This is a genomic window from Kitasatospora sp. NPDC050463, assembly GCF_040655255.1.
In the GTDB taxonomy this organism is placed as follows: domain Bacteria; phylum Actinomycetota; class Actinomycetes; order Streptomycetales; family Streptomycetaceae; genus Kitasatospora.
In genome coordinates, this window is the sequence record NZ_JBFAJO010000046.1 from 17645 (window position 1) to 40199 (window position 22555).

The 22555-nt window shown below is 74.7% G+C and carries 16 protein-coding genes; 3 read left to right on the top strand and 13 right to left on the bottom strand.

All coding sequences use genetic code 11. The features are described from left to right. Positions 1-87 precede the first annotated feature (87 nt). From AB0J08_RS26395 to AB0J08_RS26420, 6 genes are all read right to left on the bottom strand, one after another. On the bottom strand, positions 88-1377 hold the full coding sequence (locus tag AB0J08_RS26395) for a hypothetical protein (protein ID WP_360639196.1): 1290 nt from the start codon (positions 1375-1377) through the stop codon (positions 88-90). A gap of 86 nt (positions 1378-1463) precedes the next feature. Further along, positions 1464-2006, bottom strand: coding sequence for a SigE family RNA polymerase sigma factor (locus tag AB0J08_RS26400; RefSeq protein WP_360639199.1), 543 nt, complete (start codon positions 2004-2006; stop codon positions 1464-1466). Positions 2007-2096: 90 nt separating this feature from the next. After that, positions 2097-3323: a type VII secretion-associated serine protease mycosin gene (gene mycP, locus AB0J08_RS26405; RefSeq protein ID WP_360639202.1), complete on the bottom strand. Its 1227-nt coding sequence runs from the start codon at positions 3321-3323 to the stop codon at positions 2097-2099. A gap of 113 nt (positions 3324-3436) precedes the next feature. Continuing rightward, entirely contained in the window at positions 3437-3727 is a 291-nt protein-coding gene (locus tag AB0J08_RS26410) for a WXG100 family type VII secretion target (protein ID WP_360639205.1), read from the bottom strand. 73 nt (positions 3728-3800) lie between these two features. Next, positions 3801-4100: a WXG100 family type VII secretion target gene (locus AB0J08_RS26415; protein WP_360639208.1), complete on the bottom strand. Its 300-nt coding sequence runs from the start codon at positions 4098-4100 to the stop codon at positions 3801-3803. A 181-nt stretch (positions 4101-4281) separates the two neighbouring features. After that, on the bottom strand, positions 4282-5982 hold the full coding sequence (locus tag AB0J08_RS26420; RefSeq protein WP_360639211.1) for a type VII secretion protein EccB: 1701 nt from the start codon (positions 5980-5982) through the stop codon (positions 4282-4284). Between the two features lie 170 nt (positions 5983-6152). Here AB0J08_RS26420 and eccE point away from each other — a divergent pair, with 170 nt between their 5' ends. From eccE to AB0J08_RS26435, 3 genes are all read left to right on the top strand, one after another. After that, entirely contained in the window at positions 6153-7550 is a 1398-nt protein-coding gene (eccE, locus tag AB0J08_RS26425) for a type VII secretion protein EccE (RefSeq protein ID WP_360639214.1), read from the top strand. Next, positions 7550-8317 carry a hypothetical protein gene (locus AB0J08_RS26430; RefSeq protein WP_360639217.1) on the top strand — a complete coding sequence of 256 codons (768 nt, stop codon included), beginning with the start codon at positions 7550-7552 and terminating at the stop codon, positions 8315-8317. The genes eccE and AB0J08_RS26430 overlap by 1 nt, the downstream gene beginning before the upstream one ends. Before the next feature lie 127 nt (positions 8318-8444). Further along, positions 8445-10832, top strand: a complete 2388-nt coding sequence (locus tag AB0J08_RS26435) for a MinD/ParA family protein (RefSeq protein ID WP_360639220.1) — start codon at positions 8445-8447, stop codon at positions 10830-10832. Between the two features lie 85 nt (positions 10833-10917). On the opposite strand, the gene AB0J08_RS26440 is transcribed toward AB0J08_RS26435, so the two are convergent. The 7 genes from AB0J08_RS26440 to infB all read right to left on the bottom strand — a co-directional run bounded on the left by AB0J08_RS26440 (position 10918) and on the right by infB (position 22345). After that, a complete protein-coding gene (locus AB0J08_RS26440) occupies positions 10918-11862 on the bottom strand; it encodes a bifunctional riboflavin kinase/FAD synthetase (RefSeq protein ID WP_360639223.1) in 945 nt (314 codons plus the stop codon). 66 nt (positions 11863-11928) lie between these two features. Then, the gene (locus tag AB0J08_RS26445) at positions 11929-15726 is read right to left on the bottom strand and encodes a serine protease (protein WP_360639226.1); all 3798 of its coding nucleotides are present in this window, start codon (positions 15724-15726) and stop codon (positions 11929-11931) included. Between the two features lie 328 nt (positions 15727-16054). Further along, on the bottom strand, positions 16055-16984 hold the full coding sequence (truB, locus tag AB0J08_RS26450) for a tRNA pseudouridine(55) synthase TruB (protein ID WP_360639229.1): 930 nt from the start codon (positions 16982-16984) through the stop codon (positions 16055-16057). 34 nt (positions 16985-17018) lie between these two features. Further along, complete coding sequence (locus AB0J08_RS26455; protein WP_360639232.1) at positions 17019-18122, bottom strand: bifunctional oligoribonuclease/PAP phosphatase NrnA; 1104 nt, start codon at positions 18120-18122, stop codon at positions 17019-17021. A gap of 2 nt (positions 18123-18124) precedes the next feature. Beyond that, positions 18125-18565: a 30S ribosome-binding factor RbfA gene (gene rbfA / locus AB0J08_RS26460; protein WP_360639235.1), complete on the bottom strand. Its 441-nt coding sequence runs from the start codon at positions 18563-18565 to the stop codon at positions 18125-18127. Between the two features lie 154 nt (positions 18566-18719). Continuing rightward, on the bottom strand, positions 18720-19016 hold the full coding sequence (locus tag AB0J08_RS26465) for a DUF503 domain-containing protein (RefSeq protein ID WP_266274452.1): 297 nt from the start codon (positions 19014-19016) through the stop codon (positions 18720-18722). Positions 19017-19165: 149 nt separating this feature from the next. Next, the gene (infB, locus tag AB0J08_RS26470; RefSeq protein ID WP_360639238.1) at positions 19166-22345 is read right to left on the bottom strand and encodes a translation initiation factor IF-2; all 3180 of its coding nucleotides are present in this window, start codon (positions 22343-22345) and stop codon (positions 19166-19168) included. Between the last annotated feature and the right edge of the window lie 210 nt (positions 22346-22555).

Genomic DNA, 22555 nt, shown 5'->3' on the forward strand with positions numbered 1-22555 from the left:
CACGGCCCGCCGAGACCCCCACCCCTCCCCCACGCGGCAGTGCCCCGGGCCCACCTGGCCCGGGGCACTGCCGCGTCGCGTCGCGGACTACTTCTTGAGCTTCCACGCCGGGCCGGTGGCGATCGCCTTCAGCTGGTCCATGGTCAGCGCCGGGGCGGTCCGGGTGGCCGGGGTGCGCTGGCTGCCGCTGTTGAACGCGCTGATCACCACGCGCAGGCCGTCCGGGCGCAGGGTGTCGACCGTCCACATCACCGGGTTCCCGGGCGTCTTCCTGGACACGACCTTGGTGCCGTCGGGGAGCTGCTGGGCGCCGGCGAAGTCCGAGCCGCGCTCGGCGTCCCCGCTCCGGTCCTGCACGTTGATCTCCACCAGCGACTTGCCCTTGCCGTCGTTCACGACGAAGTCGGCGAAGCCCTCCTCGCCACCGGTCTCCGTCTCGGTCAGCCCGGCCGGGAGCAGCTTCGCGGCGATCGCCAGGATCTCCTCCTGGCTGTACTCCTTGCCGGTCTTCCGGGGCTTGACCGGCGCGGGCACCGGGATCGCCGCGACGATCCGGTCCCAGGACCTGTCGGTGACGACGGCCTTCAACTGCTCGGCGCCCAGCGGCGGGGTCGCCCGGGTGACCGGGGAGTCCTTCTCCGCCGCCGCGTTCCACTCGGACAGCTCGATCAGACGGCCGTCCTTGCCCACCAGCTTGGCGTTCCACCACTTGGTGTCGACCCGGCGGTCGGGGTACTCGTAGCCCTGGAACACGGTCAGCGAGCCGCCGTCCGGCAGGGTGGTGGCGGTGCAGGCGTCGTAGGGGACGTACTTCTTGTCGGGGCAGGTGTTCTCCGCCAGCCCGGGATCCCCCTCCGGGATCCGGCTGACCGAGATGCCCACGGCGGCCTGGCCCTTGCCGTCGTCGAGGACCAGGTTCGCGGTGACCAGCGGTGCCCCGCCGGGCTTCCCCGAGGGCTCGGTGCCGCGTCCCGAGCCACCGGTGGTGCGGCCCGCGGGCAGCAGTGCCTGGAGGGTGGCGAGCACCTCGTCGCCGGTGATCACCGCCGCCGGGGCGGAGGGCGACGCCGACGCCACCGGGGAGGCGGAGCCGCCCGCCGTCCCGGACCCGGCCCCGGCCCCGGACCCGCTGCCCGGACCGGCCGCGGCGAGCGCGGTGCCGGCCGGCGAGGGGCCGGAGAAGTACACCGCACCCGTGCCCACCAGGGCCAGCGCGGCCGCGCCGCCGACCACCGCGGCGGCCGAGCGGCGGCGCCAGCGGCGGCGGCCGCGGTCCAGGCCGCCCGCCACCAGCGGGGCCTGCTCGGTGTGGAAGCCCTCACCGGTCCGGGTGATGGCGTAGAGAAGATCGTCTTCGAACCTGTCCTGCTCGGACATGGGTGATCACCGCTTCTTTCGATCACAGGTCGGATGATGGCGGAGTTCGTCCGCTCGACGGCGGCAGGGCCCGGCGGGCAGCAGGCTCAGCGGGCGGCCAGTTCGGCGAGCGAGTCGCCGAGCAGTGCCCGCAGCCGGCCCAGGGCGCGGGTGGTGCGGGTGCGGACCGCGCCGGAGGAGGCCCGCAGCACGTCGGCGGTCTCCTCGACGCTGCGGTCCTCCCAGTAGCGCAGCACCAGCACCGCCCGGTCCTTGGCCGGCAGCCGGGCGAGCGCGTCGAGCAGGGTCAGCCGCAGCGTGCTGTCCGCCTCGCGGCCCGCCGGCTCGGGCAGTTCGCCGGTGGGGCGTTCGCCGCTGGAACGGCGGCGCTGCTGGGCGAGGAAGGTGCGCACCATCACGGTGTGGGCGTACGCGCCGGGGTTGTCGATCCGGTGCCGGCCGCCGGTCCACGCGGTGCGCCGCCACAGCACGTACATCCGGCTGAGGGCCTCCTGGACGAGGTCCTCGGCGTGATGGGTGTCGCCGCCGGTCAACAGGCAGGCGGAGCGGTACAGCTGAGCTGTCCGGCTGGACACGAGTTCCAGGAACTCCCCGTCCTTGGCCTCGCGCGTGGCGCCGATCCGCCCCATCCCCCGTGCCCCCCTGCCTGCTGCCGTCGACACCTCTTGGATGCGGTGGGCGGGGCAGGATGTTACAGCCGGGCCGAAAAGAGTTCCGGATCAGTCCGTGGGGCGCCGGCGGTGGTCGCGGAGCACCACACCGCCGCCGATGAGCAGGGCGACGAGCAGGGCGCCGACACCCAGGACGTACGTCGCGGTGCGGCCGTCGCGGTCGGCCTGGGTCTCGCCGAGGCCGAGCGGCTGCGGCACGATCGGGGCGGCGGCCAGCTGGACCGGCTTGTCCGGACTGGCCTCGACCGGCGGGTCCTCGGGTGCCTTGGTGACGGCCTTCACCGGGTCCACCACGCCCCAGCCGACGTACTCGTTCGCCTTGAGGTCGGTGCGCTGCGCGGTCTGCTCGATCCAGGCGCGCACCTGCGCCGGCTTCCACTTGGGGTGGGCGCCGACCAGCAGCGCGGCCAGTCCGGCGACGTAGGGCGCGGCGAAGCTGGTGCCGTTGTCCACGCACTGGCCGCCCCGGGGGACGGTGGAGAGCATGTCGACCCCGGGCGCGACGACGTCCACGAAGCTGCCGTACTGGGAGAAGAGGGCGCGCTCGTTGTTGCGGTCGGAGGCGCCGACGGCGAGCACGGACGGGAACGCGGCGGGGAAGGTGTCGCCCTCCTTGCCGTCGTTGCCGGTGGAGGCGACCACCACGACGCCCTTGGCCTCGGCGGCCTCGACGGCGGCCTTCAGCTCCGGGTAACCGCCGAAGTCGGCGTTGCCGGCGCCGCGCACGTCCTGCGAGATGTTGATGACCCTGGCGCCGCCCTGGATCGCGGTGTAGATCGCCTCGACGAGGGTGTAGACGTCACCGTTGCCCTCGGCGTCGTTCTGACGGATCGACAGGATGGTCGCGCCCGGGGCGATTCCGACGAAGCCGGTCAGGTCGCTGCGGCCGGCGGCGATGATGCCCGCCACCTTGGTGCCGTGACCGACCAGGTCGTCCTTGCCCCCGCCCTCGACCTTCTTCTTCTCCTTGTCCTTCAACAGGGATCCGCCGTCCACGACGCGGCCGGCCAGCTGCGGGTTCTGGTCGTTCACCCCGGTGTCGATGACCCCGACGGTCACCCCGGCACCGGTGACCTCGCCGCCCTGCCAGAGCTCGTCGAGCACCATGCGCTGCAACGACCACGGCACGGCCTGTACGTTCTGGGCGTCCTTGGCGCAGTCACCGGCGGCGGCGATGCCGGGACCGTCCGCGTAGGCCGGGGCGGCCAGCGGGCCACCGAGCACCGCGAGCACGGCCACCGTCGCGGCCGCCTTCCGGTACCTGACTACGGACACCCTGCCACCCCTCTTGTCGTCCACCCGTGTTGCGCGCCAGGGGCGGGTGCCCGTGAACCGGGCACCCGCCCCTTCGGCGGAGTCGATCATCCCCTGACGGGGATCAGGCTCCGTCAGGCCCAGAGCTTGGCGTTGTTGTTCTCGGTGCTGTTGTAGCTCTCGGCCGCCTTGTCCAGCGAGCCGGCGATCTGGGACAGCACCTGCTGGAGGTGGGCGGCGCGGGAGTCCCACTTCGCCTGGTGGGCCTGGTAGCCCTGCTGGGCAGCGCCCTCCCAGCTGGAGGCGATCTTGGTGACGCCGGCCTTCAGCTCCTCGAGCTGGGAGTGAATGCGGTTGGCGGTGTTGCGAACCTCGGTACCGGCGTTACGCACGGTTTCGAAGTTGACGAGAATGTGGTCGGACACGATGTCTCCTTGTCGAGGAACCGACGCGCTCCCTCACCGGGGGCCGCCGATGGATGACCTGGCAGAGAGGGGATCAGATCTTGCCGGCGCCGAACGCCGCCTGCTGGTCCGCGTCGGTCGCCGAGTACTGCTTGGTCGTGATCTCGATCGCGTCCTTGATCGCCTTCAGCGACTTGTTGAGCTCGACCGCGTCCTCGTTGAACTGACCCTGCAGCGTCTTGTAGGCCTGCGCGGCCTGACCCTGCCAACCGCCCGCAATCGAACCCACCAGGCTGTCGAGCTTGCGAATCTCGCCCTCGACCTGCCCGATGACCTCTTCCATGTGCTTGGCGAAAGCCAGCATCTCCTGAGCGGTCGTCTTGAACTGACCCATGCTCTACCGTCCCCCATGAGACAGACATTGTGTCCGGACCGCCGTTCCCGGCCGGCCCGCCGCATCACCGGTGTGATGTCCAGCAGAACTGTAGTCGGCACACGCAACTCACCCAACACCGGGGAAGCGGTAGTTACCAGACCATGACACTGGGGCCAATTCCGTTGCCGTACCGGGTCGGTCAGGCGTTCTGCTGCTGCGCCGCGGTCTTCGCGTTCAGCGCCGGGCCGAACGGCACCAGGTTCGACCACTGCTGCGGCACCGGCACCGGCTGAAGCCCCTGGTAGCCGAGCCGGGCCTGGTTCCCGCCGGCCTCGTCCTGCTGCGGCTGCTGCGGCTGCCCGGCGGCCGGGTCCCCGGGCTGGGCGGTCGGCGTCGGGGTCGGCGTGGGGCTCGGGCCCGGCTTGCCCGGCTGGGCGGTCGGCGTGGCCTGCGCGCCCTTGCCGCCGGTGCTGTTGGCGGGCACCGCGTACCGCAGCCCGGTCTCGGTGATCAGGTAGTCGCTGCCGGAGCCGCCCGCGCCCGCGTCCAGCGCGCGGTAGAACAGGCCGTAACCGGGCGTCACATAGGCCGAGCCGACACCGCTGCTGTGCTTCGCCGGGAAGGCCGGACCGGCCCAGACGCTGCGCAGCGGCGTCTTGCCGTCCTCGGCGATCCCGTCGAAGGTGCTGCAGATCACCGACTTCGCGTCCTTCTGCGCCTGCCAGTTGTTGGCCGGCGCGCCCGTCCTGGTGGGCCAGTCGTCACCGACGCCCTTCAGCGGGGTGCTGGTGTTGAACGCGGCGTAGTCCGCCGGCATCAACTCGTCGATCCGCGGCGTCTTGTCGGCGTCCTGGTTGTACAGGCCCTGCCACGCGGGGTTCTGTCGGATCAGCTCGGCCTGGAGCTGCGTGACGACGAACAACTGGTCCTTGCCCACGACGAAGTAGCGGTCGCCGTACCGGACCAGACGGCCGATCTTGCGGTCCTCCGCCTTCTGCAGCGCCACCGAGGAGTTGGGGCCCTTGACGTCCACGACCAGTCCGTCGATCTTGGGGAACTCGATCACGTTGCCGGTCACCAGGGTTTCCAGCCAGTCCTTCTTCACCGGCTGCGGCTTCGCGCTCGCCCCGAAGATCGCCGCCATCAGCTGCTTCTTGTCGCTCTCCGAGGTCTGCGTCCCCCCGATGCCGTGCTTGCGGCCCTTCGCGTCGACCAGGTAGAGGTTCAACTTGCTCTGGTCGATCGGCGGTTGCCCCGGGCCCGGCTGCGCGGCGACCTTCTGCTCGTCGATCTCCTTCACCAGCAGCGCCTGGTCGACGTCCAGCACCCGGTCCTTGGCCGCCAGCGTCTTGGCGTCGGCGCCACCGGCCACGAACAGCGCCTGGTTCGCCGTCTCCTGCTTGTCGTCCGGGCCGGGGCTCTCGCAGACCGACCACTTCATCGGCTTGGAGGCGTTCTCCTTGGTCGGCAACTTGTCCGGCGCGTACGGGATGCCGATGGTCGGGCCGTGGTTCGGGTACTTGTCGAGCACCTCGTCGGCGACCACGACCACCTTGGCGTCCACCGGCAGCACCAGCCGCGCCGACGACATGTTGAGCACCTGGTGCAGCCGCTTGGTCTTGCCGTCCGGATCGGTCAGCACCACGTACCGGGTGGTGCTCTTCTTGCCCTGGACGACGTTCTTGCCGTTGTCCCAACCCACCGGCGCGCTCGGCTTGAACACCCCCCAGAGTCCGAACCCGCCGACCACCAGAGCGCCCACCACGACGCTCGGCAGAATCGCCTTCACCGGACGCGGTGCGTCCTCGTCACTGCCGGCCCCGTTGGGCAGCAGAAAGGCCCCGACCGTCCGCTTGCGCGCGAAGGTGTAGGCGTTCAGCTCGTCCCGGCGTGATGCCATGCTCGTCGTCTCCCCTGTCTGACCGACATACCCCGTGGTCCGCACCCGCCGGGCGAGAGCGGCTTCGAACCCTCTACGATGCGGCAGCAGACGGTGAGTACGGTACGGGTACGGTTCGCGAACCGGCCAACCGGGCCGCGACAACTGATTCAGAGAGGGCCACTCGGGGGATGCCAAGCCAGACCGCTCCAGGGCGCCGAAGCACCGACGAGGGCAGGGGGTCGCGCCGGTCCGGCCGGCGGGCACGCCCCGACCGGAACCAGTCCGCCGAACCCGCGGCCGTCGGCGGCCCCGCCGCCCCCGTCCCGGTCCGCGTCCACCCCCGGCCCGGGCTGCTCGGCGGCCGACTGCGGCTCCAGCAGCTCGTGCTGGTCGAGGTCGCGGTGGCGCTGGTGGCGGTCGGCTGGACCATCAGCAAGCCGGTCGCCGGCGCCTTCGGCGCGGTCGCCCTGGCCCTGGTCGTCCTCGCGGTGATCCCGCTGCGCGGCCGGACGATCCCCGAGGCGCTGCGGGTGCGCGCCGCGCTGAAGGCCCGTCGCAAGCAGGCCCGGACGAACGTCCCGCCGGTCGGCACCGACCCGGCCATCGCCCCCGCGCTGGAGCTGGAACCGGCCCTGCGCACCTGCACCCACGCCACCGAGACCGACTTCGGCGGCCGCCCGATTCGCCGGGAGACCGGCATGGTCGGCGACGGCACCTTCCTCAGCTCGGTGCTGCTCGTCCAGGCCAAGGACCAGCCGCTGCGGCCGGCGCGCACCGCGCTGCCGCTGCCGCTGGACGTCGTCTGCTCCGCGCTGCGGGTGGACGACATCTCCCTGGAGTCGGTCCAGATCGTCCAGCACACCCAGCCGGCGCCGGCGCCGCACCTGCCCGAGCAGTCGCTCGCCGCCCGCGCCTACCAGGAGCTGCCCGACGGCACCGCCACCCCCGGCCTGCGGCTGACCTGGGTGGCGCTCAAGCTCGACCCGGAGCGGGCGGCCACCGCCGTCCGCGCCCGCGGCGGCGGCGAGGAGGGCGCCCGCAAGGCCCTGCAGCGGGTCACCGACCAGCTCGCCGGGCGGCTGGGCAGCGCCGGCTTCAACGCCACCGTGCTGGACGAGCGCGAACTCATCGCCGCGCTGGCCATCTCCACCTGCGCCAACCCGCTCGCCGTGGCCGGCCGCCAGGGCACCGGCAGCGGCGGCGGCAGCGGCCGCCGCACCCAGGAGAGCAACCGGTTCTGGCGGATCGACGACCGCTGGCACAGCACCTACTGGATCTCCCGGTGGCCGCAGCTCAGCCGCCCCGGCGGCTCCCCCGGCCGGATCGCCGCCCCGGACCTCGTCAACCTGGTCACCGGCTCGCCCGCGCTGGCCAGCACCTTCAGCCTGACCGCCGGTCACGGCACCGGCGGCTCGGTGACCATCAGCGGCCACGTCCGGGTGACCGGACGCAGCGAGAGCGAGGTCGCCCAGGTCGGGCGGCTGGTGGAGGCCCGGGCGCAGAGCGCCGGCCTCGGCCTCGCCCGGCTCGACCTGGAGCAGGCCCCCGGCATGCTCGCCACCCTGCCCCTGGGAGGTGCTTCCTGATGGCGTACCAGACCTATCCGACCCCCGGCCCGCAGCCCGGTACCGAACAGCCCCGGGTCCGGCCGCGCATCCTGCCCGGCTTCGGACTGCGCGGCCCGCGCCGCGAGAAGCACGTGCTGACCACCGAGGACCTCGGCGCGCTCTCCTTCCCCGTCGGTGACGACGGCGTGCTGATCGGCGAGGACGTGCAGAAGCAGCCCGCCGTGCTCGGCCTCTTCCGGCCCAGCGCCTACGACCTGGTGCTGGTCGGCGGCGTCTGGACGGCACAGGTCATCGCGCTGCGGGCGGCGGCCACCGGCGCCCGGATCGCCGTCGAGACCGCGCGCGGACAGCTGTGGGGCCCGATGGCGCAGGCCGCGGGCGGCGGCCAGCCGTGCGTGACCGTCCACCAGGTCGGCCGACTCGGCCCGCAGGGCGCCTCGGTGACCTCGCCGGTGCTCGTGGTGCGCGACCTCGGCGCCCGCCCGCCGCGCAGCCGGCTCTCCGCCGCACCCTGGCAGACCACCCTCACCCTGCTGCCGTACCTGGGCCCGAACGCGACCCGGGTGCTGAACGCCGCCGACCTGGTCGGAGTGCAGCGGGTCTCGCCGCAGGAGGCCGAGCTGATCGGCCGGGTGCTCTCGCTCGGCCCGCAGGACATCGCCGCGCTGCCCACCCTCGGGGACGACATGACGCTCTGGACGACCCGGATGCGCCGCCAGTACGTACGGACCGTCGCCGGGCAGGCCGAGCAACAGGTCCTGGGCGGGGCACGCCGGATGGACTGACCCGGTGCGCCCCGATCGCGCCCTGGGCGAGATGAGACTCCGCCTTCAACGGGGGGTGGTGCACGGCCTAGTCTTTGATGCGGCAACGGCACCGCGAAGAGCGGCGGCGAACACGAGGGAGCCCTAGGTGAGCAGCGATCGGGACGGCGTCTACGTCGGCGACAACGCGGCGGAGGACGACGACGACTGGTCCGACGCACCCGACTACACTCCCCCCTCCTGGTACGTGCAGACGGAGCCCCCGGGGGCTCCGGCGGCTCCTCCGGGCCCGGCGCCCGGTCCGGCGGCCGGGCCACCGGGTGGGGCGGGCGCTCCGGCGGCGGGTGGCGGGCAGGTCGCGGCCGCGCCGGTACCGGCGCCCGCGCCCGTACCCTCGGCTGCGGACAGCCCGGCGGCGGCGCCGCCGGTCGCCGCACCGGCTCCGGCCCCCGTCCCCGCGCCGGCTCCCGAGCCGGTACCGGCCCCGGCCGTGGTGACCACGCCCGCCCCGGAGACGGCGCCGGCTCCCGCGACGCACGTCGAGGCGCAGCACGTCCCGTTCGCCGCGCCCACGGCCGACGTGCCCGCACCCGCACCCGCCCCGGCTCCCGGTCCCGCCCCGGCTCCCGAGCAGCCGCAGGCCGCGGTGGCCCAGCCGTGGCCGCCGGCGGACGTCGCGGCGCACCAGCAGCCCGGCCCGGCCCAGCCGGTGCCGCCGCAGCAGCCGGCGCACCCCCAGCCATACGCGGACCCGCAGTCGTACGCCCAGCCGCAGCCCTACCCGGACCCGCAGCAGCAGGCCCAGCAGCAGGTCCCTCAGCAGGTCCAGCCGCAGCCGTACGCGGACCCGCAGTCGTACGCCCAGCCGCAGCCCTACCCGGACCCGCAGCAGCAGGCCCAGCAGGTCCAGCCCCAGCCGTACCCGCAGCCGGTGCAGCCCGCGCAGCCGACGGACCCGCACGACCAGCAGGCCGCCGCGTGGGCCGCCGCGCAGCAGGCCCCCGGCCCGCAGGCACCCGCGCCCGCCCCGCAGGCCCCGCCGGTCGACCCCCGCCAGGGCGGCTGGCCGCAGCCGACCACCTACCAGCAGCCGCCCCAGCAGCCACAGCCCCAGCAGCCCCAGCAGGCGCAGCAGCCGGGCCCGGCCCAGCCGTGGCAGCAGCAGTCCGGCGTCCCGCAGGCGCCCGCCGCGTTCCAGCAGGCCGCCGCCCCGCAGCAGGTCGCGCACGGCGCCCCGCTCGGCTACACGGCCGCCGTCGAGCTCTCCTCGGACCGCCTGCTGCGCAGCCAGCCGAAGCAGCAGCGCCAGCAGCCGCGCTTCCAGTTCGGCGGCAAGGCCGCCGCGGCCGAGCGCGGCCGCAAGCTGGAGATCATCCGGACCCCGGTGATGAGCTGCTACCGGATCGCGGTGATCAGCCTCAAGGGCGGTGTCGGCAAGACCACGACCACCACCGCGCTCGGCGCGACGCTGGCCAGCGAGCGCCAGGACAAGGTGATCGCGATCGACGCCAACCCGGACGCCGGCACCCTCGGCCGCCGGGTCAAGCGCCAGACCGGCGCGACCATCCGCGACCTGGTGACGGCCATCCCGCACCTGCGCAGCTACATGGACATCCGTCAGTTCACCTCGCAGGACCTGCACTCGGGCCTGGAGATCCTGGCGAACGACGTCGACCCGGCCGTCTCGACCACCTTCAACGACTCGGACTACCGCCAGGTGATCGACGTCCTGGGCCGCCAGTACCCGATCATCCTGACCGACTCCGGCACCGGCCTGCTGTACAGCGCGATGCGCGGGGTGCTGGACCTCGCCGACCAGCTGATCATCGTCTCCACCCCGAGCGTGGACGGCGCCTCCTCCGCCTCGACCACGCTGGACTGGCTCTCCGCGCACGGCTACGCCGACCTGGTGCAGCGCAGCATCACGGTGGTCTCCGGGGTCCGCGAGACCAGCAAGATGATCAAGGTCGAGGACATCGTCGCGCACTTCGAGACCCGCTGCCGCGGCGTGGTGGTGGTGCCGTTCGACGAGAGCCTGGCGGCCGGCGCCGAGGTCAACCTCGACATGATGCGGCCCAAGGTCCGCGAGGCGTACTTCGAGCTCGCCACCCTGGTCGGCGAGGACATCGTCCGCGCGCAGCAGGCCGCCGCGCAGCAGTCCGGCTGGCAGCAGCAGGCCCAGCAGCCCCCGCAGGCCGCCGCACCCTACCCGGGCCAGCCCCAGCCGTACGCGGACCCGCAGCAGCCCTACCCGCAGCAGGCGCAGCAGCAGTACCCGCAGCAGGGCCAGGGCGGTTACCCGGCCGGCGGGCCCGCGCCCGGCGCGCCGTGGGCCCCGCAGCCGGGGCAGGCCCCGCCGCCCCCGCCCGGCTACGGCTACCCGCAGGCCCAGCCGGGTGCCCAGCAGCCTCCGCAGGACTGGCAGCAGCAGCCCCAGCCGCCGGCCGGCGGGTACGGCTACCCCCAGCCGCAGCCGGGCACGCAGCCGCCCGCGCCGCCCGCCGGGTACGGCTACCCGCAGCAGCCCCAGCCGTAGCGACCCGAAAGGGCCCGCCGGCCGTTCCCGGATCCACGAGGTCCGGAGACGGCCGGCGGGCCCTTTCGGTGTCCGCCCGGTCCGGTCAGAGCGCGTCGGTCAGCTCGCGGGCCTGCTTGACGTCGTCGGCCATCCGGTCCAGCAGCGCGTCGATCGAGTCGAACTTCTCCATCCCGCGCAGATAGGCGAGGAAGTCGACGGCGACGTGCAGCCCGTAGAGGTCCAGGCCGACCCGGTCGATGGCGTACGCCTCGACGGTGCGGGCGGTGCCGTCGAAGGTCGGGTTGGTGCCGACCGAGATCGCGGCCGGCATCAGCTCACCGTCCGCCGTCAGCCAGCCCGCGTAGACGCCGTCGGCCGGGATCGCGCTGTGCGGCACGGTCTCCACGTTGGCCGTCGGGTAGCCCAGCTCGCGGCCGCGCCGGGCGCCGTGCACCACCACGCCCTCGACCCGGTGCGGGCGGCCCAGCACCTCGCCCGCGCCGGCCACGTCCCCGGCCGCGACCAGCCGCCGGATGAGGGTGGACGAGAACGGCTCGCCGTCCCCGGCCGTCCCGCGCACCTGGAGGTCGACCACCTCGACGCCGAAGTCGGCCGCCCGGCCCAGCTCGGCCAGCAGGGCGACGTCGCCCGCCGCACGGTGCCCGAAACGGAAGTTCGGCCCCTCGATGACCAGCCGCGCGCGCAGCGCGTCCACCAGCACCTGCCGGACGAAGGTCTCCGGGGACTCCTGGGAGAACTCCGCGGTGAACGGCAGCACCAGGACGGCGTCCACGCCGAGCGCCTCGATCAGCTCCGCGCGGCGCGGCTGCGGGGCGAGCAGCGGCGGGTGGCTGCCCGGGCGGACCACCTCGCTCGGGTGCGGGTCGAAGGTGACCACGACCGAGCGGACGCCGAGCTCGCGGGCACGCTCCACCGCCCGGTTGATGATCAGCTGGTGTCCGCGGTGCACACCGTCGAACGAACCGATGGTGACGACGCTGCGTCCCCAGTCACCGGGGATCTCCTCCAGGCCACGCCAGCGCTGCACCCTGACCGCTCCTTGTTCCCTACGGCGCGTACCTTCTGTACGCTCAAACGCTCAAAACCCGAACCCCTATAGCGTGCCATGCGCCTGCCCCTGCTTCGGCACCGGAAGGCGGGTTGGGCGCACCACCGGGTGTCCGGGACCGGACACCGGGGTGCGCACGGCCTCCCGCACGGCCGCCCGGTCCGCCTCCCGTCCGGCCTCGGCGGCCGCCTCCCGCGGGTCGCGGCCCATCGCCGTCAGCTCCCGCAGGCGGGCCAGCCGCGGGCCGTCGGGGCGGGCCGGCGACCCGCCCTCGGGCCACCGGACCAGCAGCACCGCGAACGCGGCCGAGCGGCCCGCGCAGCGCACCAGCAGCTCGTCCGCGCCCGGCAGTCCGGCCGCCGCGCGGGCCAGCACCGTCCGGGCCCGGGCCGGGCGTTCGACCGCGCAGTGCTCGGCCAGCCGCTCCACCGCGGCGGCGAGCACCTCCGGGTCGCCCTCGGTCGCCAGCAGGGTGTCCAGGAGCTCGCACCGCAGGGCGTCGGCCGCGGTGTCGGCGACCGGGGTGGCCAGCACCTGTGCGAACGGCCGCCGCACCGCCGCCTCCCGGGCCGCCAGGGCGCTGCCGAGCAGCACCCGCAGCTCCAGCCGGGCGGCCGGCCCACCGGCGGCGGCGCGCTCCAGCCGGCGGCCCAGGTAGTCGACGGCGATCGGGCCCGCCAGCGCCGGGTGCTCCCGCAGCAGCCGGGCCGCCAGCTCGGCGCCGCGCCGCGTGGCCTGCGGCGCCCGGGCGTCGGCCAGCACCCGCAGCGTCTCGGCGACCGCCGCACCGGGAGCGTCCAGCCGCTGCGCGAACGCGGCCAGGACGGGCTCCGGGTCGCTCTCCAGGGCCGGGGCCAGCGCCCGTGCCGTCAGGAAGCGGTCCTCACCGTGCCGGTACGCGGCGAGCGCCGCGGGCAGGTGGACGGCCCGGGCCTGCCGGTCCCGGACCAGCAGGGCCAGCGCGGCGCCGTGCAGGCACGGCTCCTCCTCGCGGGCGAGCAGGGCCAGCGCGGCGAACCGCAGCAGCTCCGGTCCGGCACCGCGCGCGTACGGCGCGGCGCGCAGCGCGTGCACGGCGGCGGCGACGTGCCGCTCGGGCCGCCGGTCGTGGCTCCAGCGGTCCACCGCCCGGCAGAGCGCGGAGGGCTCCTCGCCGGCGAGGACGGTGAGCAGCGCGTCCGCCCGGGGGTGCGCCGCGTCGGCCAGCGCCTCCGTCAGATCGTCCAGGCCGAGTGCGCGGTGGTGGTACAGCAGGTCGTGGGCGAGGTCGGCGACGGTGGTGCCTGGGCGGCCGGGCAGGCCGCGCGGGTCCTCGAACCAGGCGCAGAGCAGCGGGATCACCCCGGCCGGGTCGGCGCACAGCCGCTCGGCCGTGGCGGCGAGGAACGGCTGCCCGGGCCCGTCGGCGGTGACCAGGCGGCGCAGCAGCACCAGTTCGTCCTCCACGGGCAGCCCCAGACCGGTCCAGAACCTCGGGCCGAACCGGCCCAGGCCAGCCGTCGGGAGCCGTTCGAACCCGCCGGCCGCGGGAGCCACCTCGGCGATCCGGCCGGCCAACTGGGCGAGCAGCGCCCGGTGTTCGGCGAGATCGGGGCTGGCGGCCAGCCCGGCCGCGAGCAACCGGCCTGCCCACCAACCGGGTTCGCTGCCGGGCGGGCGCAGGTCCAGCGCCCGCCAGAGCCGGTGCAGCCACGGGTCCAGGGCGGTGGCGCCCCAGGTCTCGGCCAGCCGCCGCAGCGCGGCCGCCACCGGGGCGACGCGGTGCCGGGGCACGGTACGGGCCTCCCCCGGCGGCGGGGTGTCCTCGGCCTCGCCGAGCAGCAGCCGCAGCGCCGCGTCCAGGTCCAGGTGCAGGCCCTGGAGCCAGTCGGAGAACTCGCCGTGCGCAAGCCGGTAGCCGGGCCCCGCGGGCACGAACAGGCCTTCCGCCAGCACCGCCGCCGCCCAGCCCGCCGGGAAGAGCTCCTCGAAGGCGGCCCGACCGAGCCCGCCCTGCTCCGCGCCGAGCATCCGCCGGGCGGCCTCGTGCACCCGGCCCGCCACCGCCGCGGCCAGCCTGCGCATCCGGCCGTGCGAGCGGCCGGCGGGCCGCCCGTCGCCCCGGCGGTGCGCGCCCGGCCGCCGGGACCGCCCGTCGGCGGCGATCCGCTGGGCCACCCGTAGGCAGCGCAGGTCCAGGTGGGCGGCGAAGAGCTCGCTGCGGCCCACCGGCTCCCCGCGCAGGCCCTCCGCCCACAGCTCCCCGGCCAGCCGGACAGCCAGCGGGTGCCGGGCGTCCGCCGCCGCCGGCCAGCCGGGCGGCAGGCCGTAGCGGCGGCGCACCCGGTCGGCGGCCTCGGCCGGCAGCGGTCCGAGCCGCAGGACGGCGAGAGCCTCGGCCGGCTCCGCGCACCGGCAGTCGCCGGACGGCGGTCCGGGCGTGGAAGGGTCCGGCCGGCGCTCGGCCGGGCCGCCCTCGGCCACGGCCTCGGCCGGTAACTCGCCGCCGGCCCACAGCTCCCCGTTCGACCGTTCTCCGTCCCACAGCTCCCCGTGCAGCGGGCAGCCCGGGTCCGCCGTTCGCCCGGCCGACGGAGGCGCCCCGCCGGTCGCGCCACCGGCCTCGCGCCCGCCCGCGCCACCGCCCCCGGCCGGCGCCAGCAGCTCCCAGGCCTCGTCCCCGCAGGCGGTGAGCAGCCGCGCCCCGACTGCCGTCAGCCACTCCCCGGCCGCCCGCAGCCAGGCCTCATCGAGCGGGACGGGCGCCTCCTCGGGCCCGTCCAGCACGATCAGCAGCGGCCGCCGCGCCGCCGCGCAGAGGGCGGCCACGGCCCCCGGCCCGGGCGACGGCCGGGTGCCGAGGTCGGCCGCGGCCGCCGCCAGCGCGCGCTCCACCGACGCCGGGAGCGAGGCGTCCTCGGCCCGCAGGTCGGCGCCGCGCAGCCAGAGTGTGGGCAGCGGCCGGTCACCACCACCGCGCCGGACGGCGAGGGCCGCGAGTTCGGTGGTCCGGCCGGAGCCGGGCGCGCCGACCAGCGCGGTGACCGTCGCCGACGGCTCGTCCCCGGCCAGGCCGTCCGGGCGGTCGATCCGGTCGGCGGCCAGCGCGGTCACCCGGCCGGGGCCGGCCCCGGCCGCCGCCACCTGGGCGGCGGCCAGCCGCAGCACGCCCGCCAGGTTGAGCGCCGAACCGTACGCGGGGACGCCGGCCGCATTGCGCGCCAGCACCTCGGCCAGCTCGGGCCCGCCCTCGCCCGACCCGCTGCCGTTCGCCGGGGCCGCGGTCAGCGCGCTCCCCTGCTCCGGGGCCCGCAGCGCCGGTGCGGCAACACCGACCACGGCGCCGCTGCGGGCGTCCAGTACCGGCGCCCCGGCGGGCACCAGCACCGCACCGCCGACGACCGGGACGTCCAGCAGCAGCACCCCGCCCAGCAGGTGGAAGCGGTCCGGGTGGGCGTAGACCGCGCCGGTGGCGCCGAGCACGCCGCAGCGCAGGATCACCGCCCGCCCCTCCTCGCCGGTCAGCGCGGGCAGCACCACCTCGCACCCGGCGATCGCCCCGCCCGGCGCGGCGATCGGCAGCGGGGGCACGGGCAGGCCGCCGACGGCGTCGGTGCGCAGCAGGGCCAGGCCGTGCCCGGGCAGGGGCAGGACGCTGTCCGGGCCGAGCACTCTGGTCTGGCCGCCCGGGGTGTGCAGGACGATCCGGTCGAGGCCCGCCACGCTCTCGTGCGCGGTCAGGACGGTGCCCTGCGGGTCGGCGACGAACCCCAGTCCGCGCAGTCGTCCGTCCAGGTCGCGGATCCGTAGCAGGTAGCGCTCCGGATCGCCCGCCACCTCGTCGCCGCCCAGTGCTCCCGGCATGCGTGCAGCCCTCCCGCAGGGCCGGGCGGCCCGGAGGCGGACGCGTCGCGGCGACCTGCTCGCCGCCGGGGAGCCTGCCCGCCGCCGGCCTGGCCCGACCGCACCCGCGCCGCTCACCACCGGAGTTCACCTCGCGCGCTCCCCCGCGCGGGTGAACCTCGCACGGCCCCTGCCCGATCCGGGGGGACTCCGCCCTTGGCGGGGCAGCGCGCCGCTGCCCCGCCGGCTGCCCGTGCCGTCGCCGAGAGCCCCCTGCCGCCCCCGTCGGGGGGCGGCAGGGGGCTCTCGGCACGAGGCCTCAACCGGCCTCAGGCGGTCTCAGGCGGTCTCAGCCGACGAAGACGGCGACCGGCTTCGCCTGGCCGCCCGTCTCCTCCACCAGGGCGAGGAACCGCCCGTCCGGCCCGTACACCGCGATCGGCCCGGCCACGCCCAGCCCGGGCGCCTTCAGCCGGGCGCCGTGCGAGAGCTGCTTGGCCTGCTCGGCGTCGAGGTCCCAGCGGGGGAAGGCGGCCGCCGCGGCCTCGCCGATCGGCAGCACCTCCAGCGGCGCGCCGGAGCCGCCGGTCACCGACTCCTCCAGCTGCTCCAGGGTCCGGGCCGACTCCACCCCGTACGGGCCCACCTTGGTGCGCCGCAGCGCGGTGAGGTGGCCGCCGACGCCGAGCCCGGCGCCGAGGTCACGGGCCAGCGCCCGGATGTACGTCCCGGAGGAGCACTCCACCGTCACGTCCAGGTCGATCACCGGCGTGCCGTCCTCGGCGACGGCGGACCGCTGCCCGTGGACGGTGAAGGAGTGGATGGTGGTCGGCCGGGCCGCGAGCTCGAAGTCCTCGCCCTCGCGCACCCGCGCGTACGAGCGCTTGCCGTCGATCTTGATCGCGCTGACCTTGGACGGCACCTGCATGATCTCGCCGGTGAGGGCCGCGATCCCGGCGTCGATGGACTCCCGCCGCACACCGTCGGCCGGCACGGACGCGGTGACCTCGCCCTCGCGGTCGTCGGTGACGGTGGTCTGGCCGAGCCGGATGGTCGCCTCGTAGGTCTTGGCGGTGAGCATCAGGTGGCCGAGCAGCCGGGTGGCCCGCTCGACGCCGATGACCAGCACGCCGGTGGCCATCGGGTCCAGCGTGCCGGCGTGGCCGACCTTCCGCGTCCCGGCCAGCCACCGCAGTTTGGCGACCACCCCGTGCGAGGTGATGCCCTCCGGCTTGTCGACGATGACCAGGCCGTCCGGGCCGGTTCCCTTGCGCTTCATCTGTTCTTTTCTCTGGAGGCTTCTCTGGAAGTGGTCAGCTGACGGGCCGCAGCGCGCCGCGGAACCGCTCCACCACGTCGGCCACGGCCTCGCGGGTGGAGAACCCGGCCGCGAACGTGTGCCCGCCGCCGCCGAGCTCGGTGCAGGCCGCCGCGACGTCCACCGCGCCCTTGGAGCGCGAGGAGCCGCGCAGCGTGCCGTCCGGGTCCTGCTTGAGCACCAGCGCGACCTCGGCCTCGGCCGGGCGGCGCAGGACGTCGATCAGGCCCTCGATCTCCTCGACGGTGACGCTGAACAGCGCCAGGTCCTGGTAGGGCACCCAGGTCCACACCAGGCCCAGGCCGCCGGCCGCGTCCGGCTCGTAGACGGCCCGGTCGAGAGCGGCCGCGAGCACCTTGAGGTAGCCGAAGGAGGAGGTGTCCCACAGCTGCCGGGAGATCAGGTCGTGCCGGATGCCGGTGGCCAGCAGCCGCCCGGCGAGTTCGTGGGTCGCGGGCGTGGTGGCCCGGTACCTGAACGAGCCGGTGTCGGTGGCGACACCGGTGTACAGGCAGGTGGCCAGGTCCTGGTCCAGCTCGACGCCGAGCCGGCGCAGCAGTTCGTCCACCAGGACGGCGGTGGCCGGCGCGCTCGGGTCGATCAGCTGGTGGGTGCCGAAGCCGGGGTTGGAGGCGTGGTGGTCGATGACCACCAGCACCGGCGCGGCGAAGGCCTTCTCGTGCAGCAGGCCCAGCCGGCTCTCCGCGGCCACGTCGAAGCAGAGCACCAGCTCCGGAGTGGCGGGCACCTCGGAGGCCGGCACGATCAGCTCCTGGCCGGGCAGGAAGGCCAGCGACTCGGGCACGATCTGCGGGTCGTCGCCGAAGGAGACCCGGACCTCGTGACCGAGTCCGCGCAGGGCCAGCGCGGCCGCCAGGGCCGAGCCGAGCGCGTCGCCGTCCGGGCAGATGTGGCAGATCAGGTCGATGGACCGGGCGCGCCCGATCTCCGCGACCACCTGCTGCCAGACCAGCTCGAAGCCGGGCGCCTCGGCGCGCGGCCCCGGAAGCACCGCGAGGGCGCCCGCCACCGTACTGGTGGAGGACGCCCCCGCGACCGCTCCGGCCGTCGAACCGGCCGGCGCCGGCTCACCCGCCATGACTACTCGTCCTCGTCGTCACGCTCGGATGCCGGGACCTTGTACGGGTCCGCGTCGCCGGCGTACGTCGCGCCCGCCGCGGTGGTGCGCACCGCCGCGTCGATGGCCCGGGCCCGGTCGAGCAGGTCGTCGATGTTCCGGGCGTTCTCGGGCAGAGCGTCCGCGACGAAGGTCAGCGTCGGGGTGAAGCGCACCCCGATCTTGCCGACCTCGGAGCGGATCACTCCCTTGGCGCTCTCCAGCGCCGCGGCCGAGGCCTCGCGCTCGGCTTCGTCACCGAAGACGGTGTAGAAGACGGTGGCCTCGCGGAGATCGCCGGTGACCCGGGTGTCGGTGATGGTCACATAGCCCAGCCGCGGGTCCTTGATCCGGCGTTGCAGGGTCTCGGCCACAACCACCTGGATGCGGTCTGCGAGCTTGCGCGCCCTAGCGGTGTCGGTCACGTTGCCTCCTCGTGCAATGGGCCGGATAACTCGGGCGTACTGCCTGCCCGTCGGGGCCCACGCCCCAAAATACCGGCCCGCGCCCAGCCTTGTGGGCGCTCTCGGTCCTGATCTGTGTGAGAACGGCGACTCGCGCCGGTCCGCTCCGCAGACCTCATTCGTCGTCGTCGTTGTGGTAGCGCCTCCTGGCGGAGAGCAGCTGTACCTCGGGGCGGCCGGCGACCAACCGCTCACAGCTGTCCAGGATCTCGGTGATGTACCCGGCTTCGCCGGAGACCACCGCCAGGCCGATCTCGGCCCTCCGGTGCAGATCCTGGTTCCCGGTCTCGGCAGCGCACACGCTGTACTTGCGCTGCAGTTCGGCCACGATGGGCCGCACGATCGAACGCTTCTCCTTGAGCGAGTGGACGTCGCCCAGCAGCAGGTCGAAGGTGAGTGTTCCCACGAACATGTATGACAGGTCTCGCCGACCTGGAGGCCTCGGGGACAGCCCTGAACCGGGCTGGTACTGCTCCGTCTGACTACCCCGGACCCTACACAGCGAGACCGGGGCCGGTCGACGGAAATACCACCCGTCGACCGGCCCCGGACACCACCCGCTTACGCGCGCGGCTTCTCGCGCATCTCGTAGGTCTCGATGATGTCCTCGACCTTGATGTCGTTGAACGACCCCAGGGTCACACCGGCCTCGAAGCCCTCGCGGACCTCGGTCGCGTCGTCCTTGAAGCGGCGCAGACCCTCGATGTTGAGGCTCTCCGCCACGACCTTGCCGTCGCGGATGAGGCGGGCCTTGGCGTTGCGGCGCAGCAGGCCCTCGCGGACGATGACACCCGCGATGTTGCCGAACTTGGAGGAACGGAAGACCTCGCGGATCTCCGCGGAGCCGAGGCGCACCTCCTCGTACTCGGGCTTGAGCATGCCCTTGAGGGCGTTCTCGATCTCCTCGATCGCCTGGTAGATGACCGAGTAGTACCGGACGTCCACGCCTTCCTTGTCGGCCGCGGTACGCGCACGGCCTTCGGCGCGCACGTTGAAGCCGATGATGATGGCGTCCGAACCCATCGCCAGGTTGACGTCGGACTCGGTGATCGCACCCACACCGCGGTGCAGGATGCGGAGCTCGACCTCCTCGCCCACGTCCAGCTTGACGAGGGCGTCCTCGAGGGCCTCGACCGAACCGGAGACGTCACCCTTGATGATGAGGTTGAGCTGCTCGATCTCGCCGGCGGCGATGGCCTTGTCGAGGTCCTCCAGGGACACCCGGACCCGACGCTGCGCGAAGGCGGCGTTGCGGTCGCGGGCCGAGCGCTTCTCGGCGATCTGACGGGCGGTGCGGTCCTCGTCGACGACGATGAAGCTGTCGCCGGCGCGGGGCACCGAGGTCAGACCGAGCAGCAGCACCGGGCGGGACGGGCCGGCCTCGGCGAGGCTGTTGCCGTTCTCGTCCAGCATCGCGCGGACGCGGCCGTAGGCGTCGCCGACCACGATCGAGTCACCGACGCGGAGGGTACCGCGCTGCACGAGCACGGTCGCCATGGCGCCGCGGCCCTTGTCGAGGTGGGCCTCGATGGCGATACCCTGCGCGTCCTGCTCGGGGTTGGCCCGCAGGTCCAGCGAGGCGTCCGCGGTCAGGACCACGGCCTCCAGCAGCTGGTCGATGTTGAGACCCTGGCGCGCGGAGATGTCGACGAACATGGTGTCGCCGCCGTACTCCTCGGCCACCAGCCCGAACTCGGTCAGCTGACCGCGGACCTTGGTCGGGTCGGCGCCCTCGACGTCGATCTTGTTGACGGCGACCACGATCGGCACACCCGCGGCCTTGGCGTGGTTCAACGCCTCGACCGTCTGCGGCATGACACCGTCGTTGGCCGCGACCACCAGGATCGCGATGTCGGTGGACTTGGCACCACGGGCACGCATGGCGGAGAACGCCTCGTGACCCGGGGTGTCCAGGAAGGTGATCGGGCGCTCTTCGCCGTTCACGATCGTGGCCACCTGGTAGGCACCGATGTGCTGGGTGATGCCACCGGCCTCGCCGGCCACCACGTTCGACTTGCGAATGGCGTCCAGCAGGCGGGTCTTACCGTGGTCGACGTGACCCATGACGGTGACGACCGGCGGGCGCGGGGCCAGCTGCTCCTCGTCGCCCTCGTTGGCACCGAAGTCGATGTCGAACGACTCCAGCAGCTCGCGGTCCTCGTCGTCCCGGCTGACGATCTCCAGGATGAAGCCCATCTCGCCGGCCAGCAGCTCGAGGGTCGCGTCGGAGACCGACTGGGTCGCGGTGACCATCTCACCGAGGTTGAACATGACGGAGACGAGCGCGGCCGGGTTGGCGTTGATCTTCTCCGCGAAGTCCATCAGCGAGGCGCCGCTCGACAGGCGAACGGTCTGGCCGTTGCCGCGAGGCAGCATCACACCGCCGACGGACGGGGCCTGCATGGCCTCGTACTCCTGGCGCTTCGCCCGCTTCGACTTGCGACCGCGGGCCGGACGGCCACCGGGGCCACGGCCGAAGGCACCCTGCGTGCCACCACGGGCACCCGGGCCGCCGGGACGACCACCGAAGCCACCGGGACGCGGGCCGAAGCCGCCGCCGCCACCGGGGGCACCGCCACCGGGACGGGGGCCGCCGAAGCCGCCGCCACCGGCCGGACGCGAGCCCGGACCGGCCGGACGGCCCTGGAAGCCCGGACGGGCGCCGCCGGCGCCACCCGGACCACCCGGACGGCCGCCGGGGCCACCGGGGCCACGACCGCCGGGGCCCGGACGCGGGCCCGGAGCCGGACGCTGCGGCATCATGCCGGGGTTCGGACGCGGCATGCCGGACGGGGTCGGGCCACCGGGGCGCGGACCGGCCGGACGGGGCATGCCGTCGGGACGCGGGGCACCACCGGGGCGCGGCGCGCCACCGGCACCGGGGGCACCGGCGGGACGCGGACGGTCGCCACCGGGACGGGGGCGGTCGCCGGCACCGGGGGCACCGGCGGGACGCGGACGGTCGCCACCCGGACGGGGGCGGTCGCCGGCACCGGGGGCACCGGCGGGACGCGGACGGTCGCCACCCGGACGGGGGCGGTCGCCGGCACCGGGGGCACCGGCGGCCGGACGCGCACCGGGCGCGGCCGGACGACGGTCGCCGGGGCGGGCCATCCCGGTCGCGCTGCCCGAGGTGAACGGGTTGTTGCCCGGACGCGGGCCGGCCGGACGCGGGCCCGGACGGGCACCGCTGCCGGCGGCAGCCGGGCCGGCCGGACGCTGGGCCTGGGCGGCCGGGCGCTGGGCCTGGGTCTCCTCGGCCGGGGCCGGGGAGGAGAACTCCGCCGCCGGAGCAGCGGGAGCCGCGGGCGTGGCGGGGCGAGCCGCCGGGCGCGGACCCGGGGTCGGCGCGCCAGCCGGACGCGGCGCGGCCGGAGCGGCCGGAGCCGCCTCGACGGGCGCGGCCGGGGCGGCGGGCGCCGCGGCGGCGGCGGGGGTGGGACGGGGTCCCGGGGTCGCGGCGGGGCGCGGACCCGGGGTGGGGGCACCCGGCTTGGGTGCGGCCGCACCGGCGGCGGAACCACCGGCGGGCTGGGGCGCCGCGGGCTTCCGCGGGCCAGGCTTGGCAGCGCCACCAGTGGGGGCGACTCCCAGCGCGTCAGTCAACTTGCGCACGACCGGCGCCTCGATCGTCGAGGACGCCGAACGGACGAACTCACCGAGCTCGGTCAGCTTGGCCATGACGGCCTTGCTCTCCAAGCCAAGCTCCTTGGCGAGTTCATATACCCGGACCTTAGCCACTTCACTCCTGATCTATGAGTCCGGGGGTCTCGTCCGCCGGACTGTCGCTACTTCATGGGCGTACCCATCGCGTACTCATCGCGTACTCATCGAGTGCTCATCGCAATCTCGACCTACTTCCACTTCGCGAGGTACCTGACTGGTGGCACGGCGCGCGGCTGCCCGCGCACTGTGCTTGGTGCGGTGGTTCTCCGCCGCGTGGAGCGGCGG

What these genes read in the sequence shown, in the direction of transcription:
- AB0J08_RS26415 (WP_360639208.1), bottom strand. Translation starts at nt 4,100, where the DNA reads ATGGGTCAGTTCAAGACGACCGCTCAGGAGATGCTGGCTTTCGCCAAG.
- eccE (WP_360639214.1), top strand. Translation starts at nt 6,153, where the DNA reads ATGCCAAGCCAGACCGCTCCAGGGCGCCGAAGCACCGACGAGGGCAGG.
- AB0J08_RS26430 (WP_360639217.1), top strand. Translation starts at nt 7,550, where the DNA reads ATGGCGTACCAGACCTATCCGACCCCCGGCCCGCAGCCCGGTACCGAA.
- AB0J08_RS26400 (WP_360639199.1), bottom strand. Translation starts at nt 2,006, where the DNA reads ATGGGGCGGATCGGCGCCACGCGCGAGGCCAAGGACGGGGAGTTCCTG.
- AB0J08_RS26420 (WP_360639211.1), bottom strand. Translation starts at nt 5,982, where the DNA reads ATGGCATCACGCCGGGACGAGCTGAACGCCTACACCTTCGCGCGCAAG.
- AB0J08_RS26465 (WP_266274452.1), bottom strand. Translation starts at nt 19,016, where the DNA reads ATGTTCGTGGGAACACTCACCTTCGACCTGCTGCTGGGCGACGTCCAC.
- truB (WP_360639229.1), bottom strand. Translation starts at nt 16,984, where the DNA reads ATGAAGCGCAAGGGAACCGGCCCGGACGGCCTGGTCATCGTCGACAAG.
- AB0J08_RS26445 (WP_360639226.1), bottom strand. Translation starts at nt 15,726, where the DNA reads ATGCCGGGAGCACTGGGCGGCGACGAGGTGGCGGGCGATCCGGAGCGC.
- AB0J08_RS26395 (WP_360639196.1), bottom strand. Translation starts at nt 1,377, where the DNA reads ATGTCCGAGCAGGACAGGTTCGAAGACGATCTTCTCTACGCCATCACC.
- AB0J08_RS26455 (WP_360639232.1), bottom strand. Translation starts at nt 18,122, where the DNA reads ATGGCGGGTGAGCCGGCGCCGGCCGGTTCGACGGCCGGAGCGGTCGCG.